The organism is Streptomyces sp. Y309, from assembly GCF_056712025.1.
In genome coordinates this window covers 4,998,907-5,014,279 of record NZ_CM160048.1, presented here as the reverse complement: position 1 = coordinate 5,014,279, position 15,373 = coordinate 4,998,907, and the positions used below count along the sequence as shown (strand labels likewise).

General features: G+C 71.3%; 16 protein-coding genes. 5 read left to right on the top strand and 11 right to left on the bottom strand.

Features of this window, described 5'->3' with window-relative positions; genetic code table 11:
- Positions 1-32 precede the first annotated feature (32 nt).
- From rlmB to AC0KTA_RS20345, 6 genes are all read right to left on the bottom strand, one after another.
- On the bottom strand, positions 33-977 hold the full coding sequence (gene rlmB, locus AC0KTA_RS20370) for a 23S rRNA (guanosine(2251)-2'-O)-methyltransferase RlmB (RefSeq protein ID WP_481049643.1): 945 nt from the start codon (positions 975-977) through the stop codon (positions 33-35).
- Between the two features lie 126 nt (positions 978-1,103).
- Entirely contained in the window at positions 1,104-2,507 is a 1,404-nt protein-coding gene (gene cysS, locus AC0KTA_RS20365) for a cysteine--tRNA ligase (protein WP_481049642.1), read from the bottom strand.
- Between the two features lie 92 nt (positions 2,508-2,599).
- On the bottom strand, positions 2,600-3,004 hold the full coding sequence (locus tag AC0KTA_RS20360) for a PPOX class F420-dependent oxidoreductase (protein WP_481049641.1): 405 nt from the start codon (positions 3,002-3,004) through the stop codon (positions 2,600-2,602).
- A gap of 148 nt (positions 3,005-3,152) precedes the next feature.
- Positions 3,153-3,743 carry a 2-C-methyl-D-erythritol 2,4-cyclodiphosphate synthase gene (ispF, locus tag AC0KTA_RS20355; RefSeq protein ID WP_481049640.1) on the bottom strand — a complete coding sequence of 197 codons (591 nt, stop codon included), beginning with the start codon at positions 3,741-3,743 and terminating at the stop codon, positions 3,153-3,155.
- Positions 3,733-4,500: a 2-C-methyl-D-erythritol 4-phosphate cytidylyltransferase gene (gene ispD, locus AC0KTA_RS20350; RefSeq protein WP_481049639.1), complete on the bottom strand. Its 768-nt coding sequence runs from the start codon at positions 4,498-4,500 to the stop codon at positions 3,733-3,735. The genes ispF and ispD overlap by 11 nt, the downstream gene beginning before the upstream one ends.
- Positions 4,501-4,815: 315 nt before the next feature.
- Positions 4,816-5,298, bottom strand: coding sequence for a CarD family transcriptional regulator (locus AC0KTA_RS20345; RefSeq protein ID WP_003953493.1), 483 nt, complete (start codon positions 5,296-5,298; stop codon positions 4,816-4,818).
- 714 nt (positions 5,299-6,012) lie between these two features.
- On the opposite strand from AC0KTA_RS20345, the gene AC0KTA_RS20340 reads away from it, so the two are divergent.
- Positions 6,013-6,792 (top strand): copper chaperone PCu(A)C domain-containing protein, encoded by a 780-nt coding sequence (locus AC0KTA_RS20340; protein WP_481049638.1) that lies wholly within the window; start codon positions 6,013-6,015, stop codon positions 6,790-6,792.
- Between the two features lie 163 nt (positions 6,793-6,955).
- On the opposite strand, the gene phoP is transcribed toward AC0KTA_RS20340, so the two are convergent.
- Positions 6,956-7,636 carry a two-component system response regulator PhoP gene (gene phoP, locus AC0KTA_RS20335; protein WP_030362171.1) on the bottom strand — a complete coding sequence of 227 codons (681 nt, stop codon included), beginning with the start codon at positions 7,634-7,636 and terminating at the stop codon, positions 6,956-6,958.
- Complete coding sequence (gene phoR, locus AC0KTA_RS20330; RefSeq protein ID WP_481049637.1) at positions 7,633-8,946, bottom strand: two-component system sensor histidine kinase PhoR; 1,314 nt, start codon at positions 8,944-8,946, stop codon at positions 7,633-7,635. Before phoR ends, phoP begins: the two co-directional genes overlap by 4 nt.
- A 349-nt stretch (positions 8,947-9,295) precedes the next feature.
- Here phoR and phoU point away from each other — a divergent pair, with 349 nt between their 5' ends.
- A complete protein-coding gene (gene phoU, locus AC0KTA_RS20325) occupies positions 9,296-9,976 on the top strand; it encodes a phosphate signaling complex protein PhoU (RefSeq protein WP_058846316.1) in 681 nt (226 codons plus the stop codon).
- A gap of 475 nt (positions 9,977-10,451) precedes the next feature.
- On the opposite strand, the gene AC0KTA_RS20320 is transcribed toward phoU, so the two are convergent.
- The gene (locus AC0KTA_RS20320) at positions 10,452-10,697 is read right to left on the bottom strand and encodes a hypothetical protein (protein WP_481049636.1); all 246 of its coding nucleotides are present in this window, start codon (positions 10,695-10,697) and stop codon (positions 10,452-10,454) included.
- 240 nt (positions 10,698-10,937) lie between these two features.
- The gene (locus tag AC0KTA_RS20315) at positions 10,938-11,699 is read right to left on the bottom strand and encodes a phosphoglyceromutase (protein ID WP_481049635.1); all 762 of its coding nucleotides are present in this window, start codon (positions 11,697-11,699) and stop codon (positions 10,938-10,940) included.
- 164 nt (positions 11,700-11,863) lie between these two features.
- On the opposite strand from AC0KTA_RS20315, the gene AC0KTA_RS20310 reads away from it, so the two are divergent.
- The 3 genes from AC0KTA_RS20310 to AC0KTA_RS20300 all read left to right on the top strand — a co-directional run bounded on the left by AC0KTA_RS20310 (position 11,864) and on the right by AC0KTA_RS20300 (position 13,687).
- A complete protein-coding gene (locus tag AC0KTA_RS20310) occupies positions 11,864-13,165 on the top strand; it encodes an MDR family MFS transporter (protein ID WP_481049634.1) in 1,302 nt (433 codons plus the stop codon).
- 7 nt (positions 13,166-13,172) lie between these two features.
- Entirely contained in the window at positions 13,173-13,421 is a 249-nt protein-coding gene (locus tag AC0KTA_RS20305) for a hypothetical protein (RefSeq protein WP_058846319.1), read from the top strand.
- A gap of 65 nt (positions 13,422-13,486) precedes the next feature.
- Complete coding sequence (locus AC0KTA_RS20300) at positions 13,487-13,687, top strand: hypothetical protein (protein WP_481056495.1); 201 nt, start codon at positions 13,487-13,489, stop codon at positions 13,685-13,687.
- Between the two features lie 15 nt (positions 13,688-13,702).
- Here AC0KTA_RS20300 and AC0KTA_RS20295 read toward each other — a convergent pair whose 3' ends face one another.
- Positions 13,703-15,355, bottom strand: a complete 1,653-nt coding sequence (locus tag AC0KTA_RS20295; protein WP_481049633.1) for a glycosyl hydrolase family 28-related protein — start codon at positions 15,353-15,355, stop codon at positions 13,703-13,705.
- Between the last annotated feature and the right edge of the window lie 18 nt (positions 15,356-15,373).

Sequence of the window (15,373 nt, the reverse complement as noted above, 5' to 3'; positions counted from 1 at the left end):
CGGCCCGGTCAACCGCGGGCCCGGCCGCACCGTCACTTCCGGCGCCGCGCCGCCTCGTACAGCACGATGCCCGCCGCGACACCGGCGTTCAGCGACTCCGCGCCGCCGGGCATCGGAATGCGCACCCGGTAGTCGCAGGTCTCGCCGACGAGCCGGGACAGGCCCTTGCCCTCGCTGCCCACGACGATGACGACCGGGCCGTCCAGGGCCGCCAGGTCGCCGATCTCGTGGTCGCCGTCGGCGGCGAGGCCGACGACGGCGATGCCCGCCTTCTTGTACGCCTCCAGGGCGCGCGTGAGGTTGGTGGCCCGCGCGACCGGCGTGCGCGCGGCGGTGCCCGCCGACGTCTTCCAGGCGCTGGCCGTCATCCCGGCGGCCCGGCGCTCGGGCACCAGGACGCCGTGCCCGGCGAAGGCGGAGACGGAGCGGACGACGGCGCCGAGGTTGCGCGGGTCGGTCACGCCGTCCAGGGCGACGATGAGCGGGTCCTCGCCCTGGTCGTAGGCGGCCGCGGCCAGGTCCTCGGGGTGCGCGTACTCGTACGGCGGGACCTGGAGCACGAGGCCCTGGTGGTTGAGGCCGTTGGTCATGCGGTCCAGCTCGGCGCGCGGGGCCTCCATCAGGTGGATGTCGCCGCGCTCGGCGGCGAGCTGGAGGGCCTCGCGGACGCGCTCGTCGTTGTCGATGAACTGCTGGACGTAGAGCGTCGTGGCGGGCACGCCACCGCGCAGCGCCTCGTAGACGGGGTTGCGGCCGACGACCATCTCGGACGCCGACTTGCCGCCCCGGCCGCGCGGGGCCTGCCGTCCTCCGGCGGCGCGGCGCGACTTGGCCTGGGCTACGCGCTGCTTGACGTGCCCCTTGCGCATCTCGGCGGGCGGCGTGGGCCCCTTGCCCTCGAGGGCCCGGCGTCGCTTTCCGCCGCTGCCGACCTGCGCGCCCTTCTTGCCCGACATGCGGCGGTTGTTAGCGGCCATGACCTACCTGTCTCTGTGATGCGTGGTTGCGCACCCGCGCTGTTCCGCGCGCGTACGCATCTGAAGTCGTCGTATATGCAGTGTGCCGCCCGAGTCCGCGGGCGGCACATCAGCATGCGGTCCGCGCTAGCGCGGACCGAGCGTCCAGCGGGGTCCTGCCGGGCTGTCCTCGATGACGAGGCCCGACTGGCCGAGCTGGTCGCGGATGGCGTCGGCGGTGGCCCAGTCCTTGCGGCCGCGGGCGGCCTCGCGCTGATCCAGCACGAGGCGTACGAGGGTGTCGACCACGCCGTGCAGGTCGTCGCCCGCGTCGCCGTCGCCGCCCGCCCAGTGCGCGTCGAGCGGGTCGAGGCCGAGGACGCCGAGCATGGCCCGCACCTCGGCGAGGCGGGCGACCGCGGCTTCCTTGTCGTCGGCGGCGAGCGCGGAGTTGCCCTGCCGGACCGTGGTGTGCACGATCGCGAGCGCCTGCGGGACGCCCAGGTCGTCGTCCATCGCCTCGGCGAACGCGGGCGGCACCTCGGCGGCGGGCTCGACCACGCCCCCGGCCTTCTCCACCACGCGCTGCACGAAGCCCTCGATCCGCGCGAACGCGGACTCGGCCTCGCGCAGGGCCTCCTCGCTGTACTCGATCATCGAGCGGTAGTGCGGGGTGCCCAGGTAGTAGCGCAGGACGATGGGGCGCCAGTTCTTGACCATCTCGGAGACCAGCACCGAATTGCCGAGCGACTTCGACATCTTCTCGCCGCTCATGGTGACCCAGCCGTTGTGCACCCAGTACCGCGCGAAGGCGTCGCCGAAGGCCTTGGCCTGGGCGATCTCGTTCTCGTGGTGCGGGAAGATCAGGTCGATGCCGCCGCCGTGGATGTCGAACTCTGCGCCCAGGTACTTGTGGGCCATGGCCGAGCACTCCAGGTGCCAGCCGGGGCGGCCCCGGCCCCAGGGCGTCTCCCAGCTGGGCTCGCCCGGCTTGGCGGCCTTCCACATGGCGAAGTCACGCTGGTCGCGCTTGCCGGTCTCGCCCTCGCCGGAGGGCTGGCGCAGCTCGTCGAGGTCCTGGTTGGACAGCTGCAGATAGCCGTCGTACGACCGCACGTCGAAGTAGACGTTGCCGTCCGCCTCGTAGGCGTGGCCGCGCTCGATGAGGCCGCGCATCATCTCGATCATCTCGGTGATGTGGCCGGTGGCGCGCGGCTCGTAGGTGGGCGGCAGGCAGCCGAGGACGTCGTAACCGGTGTTGAAGGCGCGCTCGTTCTCGTACCCGATGGACCACCAGGGGCGGCCCTGCTCCGCCGACTTCTTGATGATCTTGTCGTCGATGTCCGTGACATTGCGGATGAACGTCACGTCATAGCCGCGGTGGGCGAACCACCGGCGCATGATGTCGAAGTTGAGGCCCGAGCGGATGTGTCCGATGTGCGGGGCGGCCTGCACCGTGGCACCACACAGGTAGATCGAGACACAGCCTTCGACGAGGGGGCTGAATTCTCGGATCTGCCGGGCGCTGGTGTCGTACAGGCGAATCGTCACCACTCCAGGGTAGTGGCCCTGGGACAGTGCCCCGCGCCCCTAGGGGCGACAGGGCACACAACTGTGATGAACGGGTGTCCCGCGCGGGCCGCTCAGAGCCTGCCGACGACCTTGCGGGGCGTCACGCGGACGACGACGCGCGGGTTGTCCTCGGCGGCCTTCGGGTTGAACTCCGCGTATTTCTGGCCGGTGTACTTCAGCGCCAGTTCGTCGATGAGCTCCTGGCCGCCGTCGCTGGACATGGTGACGGTGCCGCGGATCTCCGCGTACGTGTAGGGGGCGTCGAAGGGCTGGAGGAGCACCGTCACGCGTGGGTCGCGGCGCAGGTTCTGCTCCTTCCGCCGCCCCAGCGTGGTGGAGAAGATGACGTCGTCGCCGTCGCGCTTCACCCAGACCGGTGACAGCTGGGGGCTGCCGTCGGGCTGGATGGTGGCGACGATGACGAAGACCGGGGAGTCCAGGAGTGCCTTGAGCTTCTCGGAGAGTGCTGCGGTCACGGTGTCTCCTTCGGAGGGGTGCCGGGATTGCGCGTTTTATGAACGCGTAACCCGATCCTCCTTCACCACACGTGAACCCCTGGGGATCTCCACGCGCCCGCGCGGAGGCAGTGGAGCCGGGTGGAGCTAGGGGGAGCCAGGTGGCGCTCTAGGGGGCGCGCACCACCAGCGCCGTGGCCACGGCCGCGAGCCCGTCGCCCCGGCCGGGGAAGCCGAGCCCGTCGGTGGTCGCCCCGGACACGGTGACCGGCGCGCCCGCCGCTTCGGAGAGCACCTTCTGGGCCTCCTCGCGCCGCTTGCCGATCTTGGGCCTGGGGCCGACGACCTGCACGGCCACATTGCCGATGACGAAGCCCGCGTCCCGCACGATCCGCGCGGCCTCGGTGAGCAGCGCGAGCCCGGAGGCGCCGGCCCACTCGGGCCGCCCGGTGCCGAAGTGGGCGCCGAGGTCGCCGAGTCCCGCGGCGGAGAAGAGCGCGTTGCACGCCGCGTGCGCGACGACGTCCGCGTCCGAGTGCCCGGCGAGTCCGGGGCCCTCCCCTTCCCACTTCAGTCCGGCGCACCACAGCTCCCGGCCCTCTTCGAAGGCGTGGATGTCGGTGCCGATGCCGACCTGCGGCAGCGGATACGGGAAGGCGGGCGCTCCCGGCCCCGGGGGCGGGGACGGCTGCGGGTGCGGGTGCGGGGCCGACTGCGGGTGCGGCTGCGGCTGCGGGGCCGACTGCGGCTCAGAAGCCATCGGTGGCCCTCCTGCGCGCGAGCACGGCCTCGGCCAGGACGAGGTCGAGCGGGCGGGTCACCTTGAACGCCTCCTCGTGGCCGGGCACGAGCACGACCGGCTCGCCGAGCCGCTCCACGAGCCCCGCGCAGTCCGTGGCGCCCTCGCCGACGACGACGGCCTCGTGCGCACGCAGCAGCGTCGCGCGGTCGAAGCCCTGCGGGGTCTGTACGGCGCGCAGCCGGGCGCGCTCGGGCGTGGCGACGACGGGCTCGGGCTCGCCGGGCGCCGCCGGCTCGACTTCCTTGACGGTGTCGGCGACCGGCAGCGCGGGGACCACGGCGGGCGCCCCGTCGCGGACGGCCTCGATGACGCCGTCGACGGTGTCGACGGGGACCAGAGGGCGGGCCGCGTCGTGCACGAGCACGATGTCGACGCCGGGCGGCAGCGCGTCCAGGCCGAGCTTCACGGATTCCTGGCGGGTCGCGCCGCCGGGCACGACGAGGAAGTCGGTGCGCTCGGGCAGGGCGTGGTCGTCGAGCAGGGTCTTGACCTCGGCGGCGCCGTCCGCCGGTGCCACGACGACGACGAGCGAGACGGCGCGGGAGGCGGCCATGGCGCGCACGGCGTGGATCAGCATCGGCGTGCCGTTCAGCGCGCGCAGCGCCTTGGGGGCGCCCGGGCCGAGCCGTACGCCACGTCCCGCGGCGGGAATCACGGCTGCCGTGCGGGGGCGCGGGGCCGGGGGCCCGCCCGCCGCAGAAGATGCGTCAGACATCGGTTCCGTTCAGGTTTGTGTGCTCGGCCGACATGGGTATGGCCACAGCGTGCCGGGCGCGACGCCTTGACCGGAACCCTTCCGTGACATCCGGTCGAGCCTGCTGCCCGAGCCCGGCACGCCAACGTACCGGGGGGATCTTTCCGTACACGCGAACCGGCGATGAAGACCGGGGTACGGCCACGCCCGGAGTGACGGCAGTTCCGGGTACGGACATGCCGCAGTGCCCGGCAACACCATTCAGGAGTCGGCGGGCACCGCGGCAGTATTCATTGTCCCGGGACGCACGCCACAAGTGGCGCTGCGCTGCGTGGGTCAGGACGCGAGGACCTCGTCAAGCAGGGCCTCGGCCTTGTCCTCGTTCGTGTTCTCCGCGAGGGCCAGCTCGCTCACCAGGATCTGGCGGGCCTTGGCGAGCATGCGCTTCTCACCGGCGGACAGTCCGCGCTCGCGCTCCCGACGCCACAGGTCACGGACTACTTCCGCGACCTTGATGACATCGCCGGAGGCGAGCTTCTCGAGATTTGCCTTGTAACGACGCGACCAGTTCGTGGGCTCTTCGGCATACGGCGCGCGCAGTACTTCGAAGACCCGGTCAAGGCCGTCCTGACCGACCACATCACGCACACCGACGAACTCCGCATTGTCCGCTGGCACACGCACCGTCAAGTCGCCCTGGGCGACCTTCAGCACCAAGTAGGTCTTGTCCACGCCTTTGATCTGGCGAGTTTCGATGGCCTCGATCAGCGCGGCCCCGTGATGGGGATAGACCACGGTGTCGCCAACCTTGAACGTCATGTGACAGGTACCCCTTCCGTGGCTATCCAGGGTAACACGGATACGGCGTCTTCTGAATGGCGTTTTCGCAGGTCAGGGCATATCTCGGGGCTTGACAACAGCAACAGGAACGTGCTTCGAGAGGGTCCCGGAAGGGGGTATTCGCAGGTGGGAGCCGCTGTCCGGCGGGGGAGAAACACCCACGTTACGCACCCCGCGAGGGCGCCCCAAGGGGACGAACGTCCCGGTTTGCCGGGTTCCCGTAGGTGAACTTCCGCTACTCCGTTCGGCGACTGGCGCCGCGTACGACGCCGCGTACGGGACGACTCGGCGAATCCGGAATTGATCAAGAAGCGCGGAGGCCGAGCCCATCGGAAGCCCGCCGGAAGCGTTGCCCTGATCACGCCAGAAGCGTTGCCCTGATCAATTTCCGGCGCCGCCCCGCATTCCCCGCGGAAAATCACCCGGGAACCATCGGCGGCGGTTATGGGAATGAGGAACGCGCGGCCGACATCAGGCCAACGTGCGACCCACATCAAGCCAATGGGGCGGCCGGGGCGCGCGAGGCGGTGGAGGCGCGCGGGCCACCGGGGCGGGTCGGGTGTCCTCAGGGGCGGGTCGGGTGCGGTGGCGCGGGAACGGCTCGGTAACCTAAGCGCGCTGACACACCCTTAGGGCGGTCAAACGGCCGCCCGCCCATCCGTTACCGCCCACGTTCTAGGAGTTGCCGCCGCCGTGAGCCGCAGCCTTCGACGCGGCGCCATCGCCGCCACCGCCCTCGCGTTCTCGCTCGCCACGCTCACCGCCTGCGGTGCCGGAAACAACGCCCAGACGATCGAGATCAAGCCGGACAACGCGGCGACCGCCGTCGGCGACATCAAGATCCAGAACGCCATGATCATCACGCAGCCCGACCGGGAGTCGACCGGCCCGGCCGTGATCGCCGCGACGCTCTTCAACAACGGCGACAGTGCCCAGACCCTCGACTCGATCAAGGTCGACGGCACCGGCAAGAAGGCCGAACTGAGCCCCGCCAAGGGCGAGAAGAAGGGCAAGGGCGGCGGTCTGACGATCCCGGCCGGCGGCTCCGTCACCATCGGCGGCAAGGACAACGCCTCGGCGGTGCTGCCGAGCAGCCGCGAGTCCGTGCAGGACGGCAACGCGCAGCCGGTCACGTTCGCGTTCAGCAAGACCGGCGACGTGAAGCTGAAGACCTTCGTCGTGCCGGCCGAGAGCTACTTCGAGAAGTGGGGCCCGAGCGAGCTCCCGAAGGCCCCGGACGCCAAGCCGTCGGGCAAGCCGTCGCAGGGCGCCTCGGGCAAGCCGTCCGGCTCGCCTTCGGGCACGCCGTCCGGCAACCCGTCGGGCACGCCCGCCGGGGGTGCGGAAGGGGCCGAGGGCGCCGAGGGTGCGGAAGGCGCCGAGGGCGCTCAGGGCGCGGGCGCCACGCCGCCTGCCGGCGGGTCCGCGGCCGAGGGCGGCGAGGCCGCCTCGCACGGCGGCGCCGCGCACTGACGCTTCGTACGGGCTGACGCCGCGTGCCGGGGCTGACGCCTCGTACCGAGTACGCAGCCGAGCGCGAAAGGGCGGGAACCTCTTGAGGTTCCCGCCCTTTGCGTTGCTTACTTCGCAACCTTTGCGTTGCCTGCCTCGCGACGCGCACGCGCGCGTGGCCCGGCTACGGCTCGAACTTGTAGCCCAGGCCGCGGACGGTGACCAGGTAGCGCGGGGCCCCCGGGTCCGGCTCGATCTTGGCGCGGAGGCGCTTGACGTGGACGTCCAGGGTCTTGGTGTCGCCCACGTAGTCGGCGCCCCAGACGCGGTCGATGAGCTGCATGCGGGTGAGTACGCGGCCCGCGTTGCGCAGCAGCATCTCCAGGAGGTCGAACTCCTTCAGGGGCAGGTCGACCTTGGAGCCGGAGACGGTGACCACGTGGCGGTCGACGTCCATTCGGACCGGGCCCGCCTCCAGGGCCTGCGGGGCGACCTCCTCCGGCTCGCCCCGGCGACGCAGCACCGCGCGGATGCGGGCGACGAGCTCGCGGGACGAGAAGGGCTTGGTCACATAGTCGTCGGCTCCTATTTCCAGGCCGACGACCTTGTCGATCTCGCTGTCCTTGGCGGTGACCATGATCACCGGCACGTTCGAGCGGCTGCGGAGCTGGCGGCAGACCTCCGTGCCGGGCAGGCCCGGCAGCATCAGGTCGAGCAGGACGAGGTCGGCGCCATTGCGCTCGAATTCGTCGAGACCGTCCGGGCCGGTGGCCGCGATGGCGACTTCGAAGCCCTCCTTGCGGAGCATGTACGACAGGGCGTCGCTGAAGGATTCCTCGTCCTCGACGACGAGCACTCGGGTCACGGAAGGACCTCCGGGGCGGCAGGGATGGGTTCGTATGCGGTTGTGTCGTCGGGCCTTGCGCCCTGGTGCGCGTCGTTCGCGGCCGGGCCGGTCCCGGCGCCGCGGTCGCGGGCCGCGGCCGCCTCGGGCAGCCGCAGCGTGAAGGTGGAGCCCTGTCCCTCCGAGCTCCACACGGTGACCTCCCCGCCGTGCGAGGCGGCCACGTGCTTGACGATGGCGAGGCCGAGGCCGGTGCCGCCGGTGGCCCGGGAGCGGGCCGGGTCGACGCGGTAGAAGCGCTCGAAGATGCGCTCCTTGTCCTTGTCGGAGATGCCGATGCCCTGGTCGGTGACCGCGACCTCGATGAGGTCCCCGCCCGGTGCGTTGACCCGGCGGGCGGCTATTCCGACCCGGGTGCGGGCCGGTGAGTAGTTGACGGCGTTCTCGACGAGATTGCCGAGGGCCGCGGCGAGCTGGCCCCGGTTGCCCCAGACCCGCAGGTCGGCCGTTCCCTCCCGTCGCCCACCACCACCCTGATCGAGCCCTTCGGGCGCTGCCATATTCGTGGCCATGGTGATCTGCTTGGTGCCCGCCTGGTGACGGCAGCGGTCGATGGCCTCGCCCACCAGCTCGTCGACGCGGACGGGCTCGGCGTCCTCCAGCGGGTCGTCGTTCTGCACCCGGGAGAGGTCGATCAGCTCCTGCACGAGGTTGGTCAGGCGGGTCGCCTCGTTCTGCATCCGGCCCGCGAAGCGCTCGACGGCCTCGGGGTCGTCGGCGGCGTCCATGACGGCTTCGGAGAGTAGGGAGAGCGCCCCGACCGGCGTCTTGAGCTCGTGGCTGACATTCGCCACGAAGTCGCGGCGCACGGCCTCGATGCGGCGGGCCTCCGTGAGGTCCTCGACGAGCAGCAGGACGAGCCGGGAGCCGAGCGGCGCCACCCGCGCGGAGACCGCGAGCGCGTCGCCGCGGCCGGTGCCCCGGCGCGGCAGGTCCAGCTCGACCTGGCGTATCTCGCCGTCGCGCCGGGTGTCCCTGGCCATCTGCAGCATCGGCTCGACGGCGAGCTTGCCGCCGCGCACCAGTCCGAGGGCGTACGCCGCGGAGCTCGCCTTGACCACGCTGTCCGCCTCGTCCAGGACGACGGCGGAGGAGCGCAGCACGGAGAGCACCGTGTCGACGCCGGGGGGCAGGACCGGGTCCGTGTGCAGGGATGTCCTCGTGGGCCTCTTCTGGTCGCGCTCGCTCCAGCGAAACGCCAGCATGGCGATCACGCCGGTGCACACCCCGGCGATCGCTGCCGCTGCGGCGACCGCCGCGTTCACGTCCATGCCTCCAGGTTATGCGCGGTCGGAGCACCGGCCACAGCCATCCGGGTGGCCACTCGAACACTCGTCGCCCAGAGTTCACTGTGGGGACGGCAGTGGTTCATTTCGGCGGGAGGGCCCGGTGGACCCGGATATTCCGGTGCCGGGCACGCCTTCCGGGTGCGGGTCGCGGGTCACCTCGTGGGACCCCTCGTGCAGTGTGGCGCATCCGGCGCGGGGAGGTGCCCTGTCGCCCATAGTTCACCTTGACGACAGGGGCGATTCATTTGAGATGACTTAAACGGACGCGTCGGCCCCACACCGTGGGAGCGTAGGGGTGACCCCCTGTGACGTACGAGAGAGGGACAGCCACATGCGTGACGCGTACCACGAGGAACTTGACTCGATCGGCGAGGGACTGGTCGAGATGGCCCGCCTTGTCGGGTCGGCGATCGGGCGCGCCACCACGGCCATGCTCGACGCCGACCTCAAGCTGGCCGAGAGCGTGATCGCCGCCGACCAGAAGGTCGACGACCTCCAGCACGAGCTGGAGGCGCGAGCGATAGCCCTGCTGGCGCGGCAGCAGCCGGTCGCGACGGATCTGCGGATCGTCGTCACCTCGCTGCGGATGAGCGCCGACCTGGAGCGCTCCGGCGACCTGGCCCAGCACGTGGCCAAGCTGGCCCGGCTGCGCTTCCCGGACTCGGCGGTGCCGCGCGATCTGCACGCGACGATCCTGGAGATGGGGCAGCTCGCGCAGCGCCTGATGGCGAAGGCGGCGGAGGTCATCATCACCAAGGACGTGGACCTGGCGCTCCAGCTCGAGCAGGACGACGACGAGATGGACCTGCTGCACCGCACGCTGTTCCAGCACCTGATGGACGACCGCTGGAAGCACGGCATCGAGACGGCCGTCGACGTGACGCTCCTCGGCCGCTACTACGAGCGCTTCGCGGACCACGCGGTGTCCGTGGCCAAGCGCGTCGTGTACCTGGTGACGGGCGAGCACGCGGACGAGATCCAGCCGGGGGCGGCGCCGGTCGAGGGCGCGTAACGCCTGCTGGCGGGGGGGCACGTAACCGCCTGGCGGCGGGGGCGCGTCGACGTGCGCGGGGTGGGCGCCGCAGTGTGCGCGCCCACCCCTTCGTACTCTGCTTGACCGACGCTCCGCCGAGCGTCAGCCGCAACCGCCGCCGCACTGGCACGGGCCGCCGGACTGGCAGCCACAGCTGCAGCCAGGACCGCACTGACAGTCGCCGGCACAGATGTCGGGCTTGGGGGACTCGGCCATGGTCTCCTCCTCGAAGGCGTACTGCGAAGACGTACTGCCTGACCCTCCATTGCACGCCCGGGGCACCGGGGCGCGTCAACGGCGCACGCGCGCGTTTGGCGCCAACACGCCCTTCCGTACGCCACTCGCTTTCGTACGCCACTCGCCCCTCCCCCTCCCCCTCGACGGTGTCTCGCGCTTCACCCCTGCCGCGGGCCGAGGTCCGTGAGCGCGGCGCCCAGCCGGCGTGCGCCCTCGGTCAGTTCGGCGTGGTCGGTGGTGGCGGCGAATCCGATGCGCAGGTGTGCCGTGCGGCGCTGGTGAGGACGGTGTCGTCCACACCGGGCGGCAGGCGAAGCCACAGGTGCAGTCCGCCCGCGGGTGGCCCGGTCAGGGTCGCGCCGGGGATCTCCTGGGTGACCGCGGCGGCCAGCACCGCGCACCGCTCCCGGAGCGCCGTGCCGAGGGACCGGACGTGCCGGTCCCAGGCCGGGGAGCTGAGCACTTCCAGCGCGGCCTCCTGGAGCGGCGGGTGCCCAGTCGGCCCTTCTCGACGGCCCGACGCTGATCGTCCTGGCCGCCGGTCCCGTCGCCGCCGGACGATCCCGGCGCTGCGGCAGCGGAAGGGCGGGCCGCAGGCTGAGCGGGCCCAAGGCCGAGCGGGCTCAGCAACAAGGCCCCCACCAGCGGAGAATCCGCGGGCAGGGGCCTTGGTCGGCCTCGGGTCGGCCTCGGTCGTGCGTGGCTACTTCTTCTTGCCCTGGTTCTTGACCGCCTCGATCGCCGCCTTCGCGGCCTCCGGGTCGAGGTAGGTGCCGCCCGGGTTCACGGGCTTGAAGTCGGCGTCCAGTTCGTAGGAGAGCGGGATGCCGGTGGGGATGTTCAGGCCCGCGATGTCGGCGTCGGAGATGCCGTCGAGGTGCTTGACGAGGGCGCGGAGGCTGTTGCCGTGGGCGGCGACGAGGACCGTGCGGCCGGCCAGGAGGTCCGGGACGATGCCGTCGTACCAGTAGGGGAGCATGCGGACGACGACGTCCTTCAGGCACTCCGTGCGGGGGCGCAGCTCCGGCGGGATGGAGGCGTAGCGCGGGTCCGCGGACTGGGAGAACTCGGTGCCGTCCTCGAGGGCGGGCGGCGGGGTGTCGTACGAGCGGCGCCACAGCATGAACTGCTCCTCGCCGAACTCGGCGAGGGTCTGCGCCTTGTCCTTGCCCTGCAGGGCGCCGTAGTGGCGCTCGTTCAGGCGCCAGCTGCGGTGGACCGGGATCCAGTGGCGGTCAGCCGATTCGAGGGCGAGCTGCGCGGTGCGGATCGCTCGCTTCTGGAGGGACGTGTGGACCACGTCGGGGAGCAGGCCGACGTCCTTGAGCAGCTCACCGCCGCGGACCGCCTCCTTCTCGCCCTTCTCGTTCAGGTTGACGTCCACCCAGCCGGTGAACAGGTTCTTCGCGTTCCATTCGCTCTCGCCGTGGCGGAGGAGGATCAGCTTGTACGGTGCGTCGGCCATGCCTCTGAGCGTAATGGAACGCCCGTAGGGGTCGCGTCCGGGAGCACGCCCGAGGCGATTGACGGTTGCCGTCAAACGTGTGGCGCGGGGATTCCCCGCCGAAGTAACTTGTGCTCGCCGCTTTGGCCTCTTACAGCTACTGCCTGTGCCACCTCGGGGGAACCATGCCATTCGCCGTAGTCAGACGCGCCGTGAAGGAGTCGGTGTCCGGGCTGCCTCCGGCGTTCTGGTGGCTGTGGACCAGCACGCTGGTGAACCGGCTCGGGGCGTTCGTCGCCACCTTCATGGCGCTCTACCTCACCCTGGACCGGGGCTACTCGGCCACGTACGCCGGACTCGTCGCCGCCCTGCACGGCCTCGGCGGGGTCGTCTCCTCGCTCGGCGCGGGCGTGATGACCGACCGGCTCGGGCGGCGGCCGACGCTGCTGATCGCCCAGGTGTCCACCGCGGGCTCCGTGGCGCTGCTGGGGTTCATGATCCACCCCGTGGCCATCGCGGGTGTCGCGTTCCTGGTCGGCATGGCGAGCAACGCGTCCCGCCCCGCCGTGCAGGCGATGATGGCGGACATCGTGCGCCCCGAGGACCGGGTGCGCGCCTTCTCGCTCAACTACTGGGCCATCAACCTCGGCTTCGCCGTCTCCGCGGCGGGCGCGGGCTTCATCGCCTCGTACAGCTATCTCGCGGGCTTCCTCATCGAGGCCGTCATGACGCTGGTGTGCGCGATCGTCGTGTACGTGAAGCTGCCGGAGTCGCGGCCGCGGCCTACTGCCGCCGACAAGGCGGACGACGTCGGGCTCGGCACGGTGCTGCGGGACGGCCGGTTCATGGGCGTGGTCGGCCTGTCCTTCCTGGTCGCGCTGGTCTTCCAGCAGGGCTCGGTGGGGCTGCCGGTGGCGATGGGCGAGGCGGGCTTCTCGCCGAGCGACTATGGCGTGGCCATCGCCGTGAACGGCGTCATGATCGTCGTGCTGCAGATCCCGGTGACGCGGTTCATCGAGCACCGGGACCCGCAGCGCCTGCTGGTGCTGTCCTCGCTCCTCGCCGGGATCGGCTTCGGGCTCACCGCGTTCGCGGGTTCGGTCGGCGTCTTCATGCTGACCGTGATGGTCTGGACGCTCGCCGAGATCGTCAACGCGCCCACCCAGACGGGCCTGGTGGTGCAGCTCTCGCCGACGCACGGACGCGGCCGCTACCAGGGCATGTACACGATGTCGTGGGCCGTGGCGGCGCTCGTGGCGCCCCTGATGTCCGGCTTCCTGATCGACCGTCTGGGGGCGGAGTGGCTGTGGGGCTTCTGTGCGGTGGTGGGTACGGTGGCGGCGCTCGGGTATTGGGGTCTGATGCGGGGGCTTCCGGAGGCGCCGGGACAGGACCCGAAGGTGTCGGGTGCGGCTCCGGGAGGATCGGGCCGCCGCCGCTACCGTGAGATCAGCGCAGGGCCCACCCAGGGACCTCAGGGAGAGTGACCCGACCATGGCGGAACCACTGAAGACCTTCATCGGCGGCGAGGAGGTGGACGTCCCCAACACCATCCCGGACATCCGCGCCGCCCTGCCCGAGGACCGGCGCGCGGAGTTCGACCGGGCCATCAACGAGGCCGGGGTCGACGAGATCCACAGCGTGATGCGGCACTGGATGCTGGAGGCCGTGCCGGACCCCGAGGCCGAGGCCCTGCTCGACCGCCTTGCCGCCGACGAGGCCGAGAGGCGGAGCATCGCGTGAGCCGTCACCGGAGCCGGAGCTATCGCATCACGTACGCGCCGCCCGCAGACGACACCCTCGCCAAGATGGACGACGCGGAGGCCTTCCGGGCGGCCATGGTGCGCACGCTCGGCCGCGACCCCTACGGGCACGGTTCGACGGCCGTGTCCACGGATGCCGCCGAGCGCGACCGCCGCGAGGCGACGGTCGGCGGGGCGATCGTCCTCTACTACGTGTCGGGTTCGGTCCTCACGGTGACCGTGGTCCGGCTGGTCCCCTTCGGGTAGTTCCCCTAGGGGCCCTCAGTCGTCCAGGGCGCGCTGGGCGTCGTACAGGTTCCGGGGCCGTACGGAACCCGGCGAACCGTACGCCTCGATGCGCGAGTTGAGCTCTCCGGAGAAGTCCGGTACGTCAATCTGGTCGAACTCGCGCACCCGGGAGATGCCGACCGTGGCGCTGTACGGCGCGATGCCGTCAATTTTGACCAGTCCGGCGCGCTGGTTGGTGACGGTGACGTTCCAGTGCGTGAAGCGCGCTCCGTAGAGGGGCCCCGCGCTCGCGTCGCCGCCGTGCCGCCCGTTGTTCTCGACGGTGATCTGGGTCCGTACGTTGGCGAACGGCATCCCGCGGTGCGTGTCGAAGGTCCCCATCTCCATCTCGCCGCGCGACCAGACGTTGTACGAGGACAGGCCCTCCACGTTGATGCCGTGCAGCTGCGTCCCGGCGGGCGCGGGAGTCGTGCGCGCCTCGATGCGGAAGTCCTCGATCAGGTTGTCGTGCGAGCCCTCCCGGCAGAAGTACGGGTGGTGCGAGCCGCGGCCGCCTACGGAGGTGCGGCGCAGGGTGCAGGCGGAGGCGGCGACGAGCCCGAACCCGTTGTCGACGTGGCGTACGTGGACGTCGTCGGCCCAGCAGTCGTACGCGCACTGGAAGGTGACGCCGTTGAACCCCTTGTCGAGCAGGTGCGGCGACTGCGGCGTCTCCACGGCCTCCAGGGTGAGGCCTTCGACGCCGGAGCCGGTGAGGGCCCGGACGTGGGTGGTGAGCCGGGGATCCCACTCGGGTCGTACGTCGAGCGGCAGCGGCCGCTCGAAGCTGATGGTGCGCCCCTTGACTGCGGCGATCCGTACGGGCCACTCGTAGGGGACGTACGAGGTGAGCTTCGTCTTGTCGTCCCAGGTGTACGCGCGCGGGCCCGGGCCGTCGCCCGCCATGTGCTCCAGGAGGGTGTGGTCCGCGTCGTCGGCGAGACGGAGGAGGACGAGGTCGCCGCGGCGCAGGCGGGTGGGGTCGGTGACGCGGACCGACCAGGAGCCGCGGGTGGCGGGGGCGAGGGTGGTGAGGGTGCGCCACGCGTCGCGCTTGTTGCCGGTCCAGCCCTCGAAGGGCCAGTCCCTGGCTCTGATGGCGGCCGTCAGGCTGTCCCAACGGGCGGCCGGGCAGAGCCAGATCAGCCCGCCCGCCCAGGACCAGCTCGACTTGTCGCCCCCGTAGCGGCTGCCGTAGGGGCCGATGAGGTCGGTGAGGTTCTTGGTGGCGAGGAGTGTGGTGCGGGTGCCGCCCGCTCCGCGGAGGACGACGTTGTCGTGGGCGATGCGGATGATGTCGTCCACGCGGTACGTGCCGGGTCCGAGCTGGACCGTGCCCCCGCCGGCCCTTCCGGCGGCGGCGAGGGCACGGTTGATGGCGGGCGCGTTTGACTGGGCGTCAGGCCTGGCGCCGTAGTGGTGGGCGTGGAACACCCGGCCGAGGTGGGGAAGGTGCCGGGTGCCCCGGCGGGCTCCGGCTCGTCCTACGTAGGGGATGTGGGGGTGGGTGTAGGGGGCGCGGCTGAACTCCCGCCAGAGGGTTGGGGTTTCGCCTGTGGCGGCTGCGGCGTTTCCGCCTGTTGCTGCGGCTGTGGCCGCGACGGCGGCGGCTCCGCCGAGGACGCCGCGCCTGCTGAGGTCTGCCATGCCGCCTCACTCTCCCGT

Excerpts from the sequence above, each read along its gene's own strand:
- rlmB (WP_481049643.1), bottom strand. The coding sequence starts at position 977 with ATGGCCGCTAACAACCGCCGCATGTCGGGCAAGAAGGGCGCGCAGGTC.
- ispF (WP_481049640.1), bottom strand. The coding sequence starts at position 3,743 with ATGGCTTCTGAGCCGCAGTCGGCCCCGCAGCCGCAGCCGCACCCGCAG.
- ispD (WP_481049639.1), bottom strand. The coding sequence starts at position 4,500 with ATGTCTGACGCATCTTCTGCGGCGGGCGGGCCCCCGGCCCCGCGCCCC.
- AC0KTA_RS20345 (WP_003953493.1), bottom strand. The coding sequence starts at position 5,298 with ATGACGTTCAAGGTTGGCGACACCGTGGTCTATCCCCATCACGGGGCC.
- phoR (WP_481049637.1), bottom strand. The coding sequence starts at position 8,946 with ATGGACGTGAACGCGGCGGTCGCCGCAGCGGCAGCGATCGCCGGGGTG.
- phoU (WP_058846316.1), top strand. The coding sequence starts at position 9,296 with ATGCGTGACGCGTACCACGAGGAACTTGACTCGATCGGCGAGGGACTG.
- AC0KTA_RS20315 (WP_481049635.1), bottom strand. The coding sequence starts at position 11,699 with ATGGCCGACGCACCGTACAAGCTGATCCTCCTCCGCCACGGCGAGAGC.
- AC0KTA_RS20310 (WP_481049634.1), top strand. The coding sequence starts at position 11,864 with ATGCCATTCGCCGTAGTCAGACGCGCCGTGAAGGAGTCGGTGTCCGGG.
- AC0KTA_RS20305 (WP_058846319.1), top strand. The coding sequence starts at position 13,173 with ATGGCGGAACCACTGAAGACCTTCATCGGCGGCGAGGAGGTGGACGTC.
- AC0KTA_RS20300 (WP_481056495.1), top strand. The coding sequence starts at position 13,487 with ATGGACGACGCGGAGGCCTTCCGGGCGGCCATGGTGCGCACGCTCGGC.
- AC0KTA_RS20295 (WP_481049633.1), bottom strand. The coding sequence starts at position 15,355 with ATGGCAGACCTCAGCAGGCGCGGCGTCCTCGGCGGAGCCGCCGCCGTC.